The organism is Advenella sp., from assembly GCF_052108595.1.
Taxonomy (GTDB): domain Bacteria; phylum Pseudomonadota; class Gammaproteobacteria; order Burkholderiales; family Burkholderiaceae_B; genus Advenella.
The window spans coordinates 3,800-5,651 of the sequence record NZ_JBQEAU010000176.1 but is presented as its reverse complement, the minus strand read 5'-3'; the positions used below and the strand labels follow the sequence as shown (position 1 = coordinate 5,651).

Genomic DNA, 1,852 nt, shown 5'->3' with positions numbered 1-1,852 from the left:
GTCGACTTTCATCGCGCAGGCCGAGCCAGCCTTGTGCAAAATAACCCCTGCTTTGCCCATGGATAGCAGGGCCGTGCACCAGAAAAAGTAAAGGTCGTTAAGAAAAAGTGGCTTGCCAGCCAGTTGTCGTTTATTCACAATGACAACAGTTCATCGGTGGCTGCAGACATACTCAAGGCCGTCGCCCATGGCATATTTGGCAGGATGGGCTCGATTCGCGAGAGCCGACGCGTTTTGCCTTTTGGCGGCGAGTCGAACCGATGCCGGCTGGCGTAGTACCGGAGTATCATCAGGCACCTGTCGTAACGCCATCAGGTTTGGCATAATCAGGGGCAGTTCAGGAAAAAGCAATGACAGAGAGTACAAAAAACGAAAACGTAGGCCAGCTTCAGCTGATTGCGGGCATGGCTATGTCGGGCACCATTGGGCTGTTCGTGGTCTGGTCGGGGCAGAATCCTTTTAATGTCGGGTTCTGGCGCTGCCTGATTGGCGGGCTGTGCCTGCTGCTGTTCTGTTTTGCCAAAGGGTATCTGAAGCTGGCGCACGTATCACGATTGCAATGGGTATTGCTTGCCGTCAGCGGCGTGGTGCTGGTGCTGAACTGGGCAGCGTTGTTCGCTTCGTATCTGCACGCGGGTATTGGGGTGGGCACGGTGATCTACAACACGCAGCCGTTTTTTCTGTTGCTGGCCGGCACGCTGGTGTTCGGTGAGCGCATTACGCTTAAACAGGTGGCGCTGGCAATACTGGCTTTTGGTGGGGTGATACTGATTGTGCTGCCCGCCCTGCTTGGCGTAGAAGTGGATTTGCTTTTTCTGCAGGGCGCTGGCTTTGCCTTGCTTGCCGCCCTCTTGTATTCCGGTGTGACCATTGTCACCAAAAAACTGACCGGCATCAAACCCCATGTCGTGGCGATGTGTCAGCTGGGCGTAGGGCTTGTTTTTCTGGCACCGATTATGGCATTTGACCAGATGCCGCAGACATCTGTGCAATGGCTGTTCGTCGTTGTCATGGGGGTGTTTCATACCTTCCTGATGTATATCCTGATCTACTCTGCATATCAATCATTGCCGGTGGGAAAAATTGCAATCCTGTCCTATGTTTATCCGGTCGTCGCGGTAATTGCAGATTATTTCGCGTTTGGCCATGAAGTGGGCGGCTGGCAATGGCTGGGCATTGTCATGATTATTGCTGCCGGCGTAGCCAATGCACGCAATTCGGGAACTCGGGTGCAACCGCCGGACTCGTTGCAGAAAAATGGACAAGACGGGCAGGGCGAGCTGGCCGGCGAGGCAGGCATCCCTTGTCCGGTGCGAACACAGTCGCAATAGGCCGGATTGTGATAGCGGGATGGCGGTAGCGGCAAGGCGAATACAGCAGAAAGGGCCCAGGCCGTGACCGCTGTATTTGGTGTGCAGATTAGCTAAGCGCATGCGCATCAGGCATTAACGCAGCGGCCATCGGTGCTCCTGCCATCAGAGCACAGCGCCTGTTCCTATGTGGGTGCGCCAGACGCCCAACACCATCAGGAATGACGGGCATTGCCCCTGCTAGTGTCCGGCCTGGTGTTCCTGGTTATCTATCTGAAAAGCCCGGCGACTGGGTATGGTGCTGTGTTTGGTATGCCGCGGCTTCCTGTAGCAGCCACTGCCGAAATTTTTGCGCTCCTTCGGACAGGCCGGCCAGTGATGGTCCCAGCAAAAAATATCCCAACTCCGAGCGCAATATAAGCGGATCCAGCGCGAGCAGTTTCTGTTCCTTGAGCAACGGATCCAGCAGCACCAGTCGTCCCAGTAACATGCCTTGGTGGGCAAGTGCGGCGTCTATCGCCAGGCCTGAATCGGTATAAGTA

General features: G+C 55.4%; 1 protein-coding gene and 1 pseudogene. One reads left to right on the top strand and one right to left on the bottom strand.

Annotated features, from left to right (window positions below):
* The first annotated feature begins 350 nt into the window (after positions 1-350).
* Positions 351-1,331 carry a DMT family transporter gene (locus ACTIKR_RS20135; RefSeq protein ID WP_193088388.1) on the top strand — a complete coding sequence of 327 codons (981 nt, stop codon included), beginning with the start codon at positions 351-353 and terminating at the stop codon, positions 1,329-1,331.
* 244 nt (positions 1,332-1,575) lie between these two features.
* Here the strand turns inward: ACTIKR_RS20135 and ACTIKR_RS20130 are convergent.
* A pseudogene (locus tag ACTIKR_RS20130) lies at positions 1,576-1,852 on the bottom strand (hypothetical protein); the annotation flags it as partial.

Bases quoted from the DNA above. Each gene is read 5' to 3' on its own strand.
- ACTIKR_RS20135 (WP_193088388.1), top strand. From the start codon at position 351: ATGACAGAGAGTACAAAAAACGAAAACGTAGGCCAGCTTCAGCTGATT.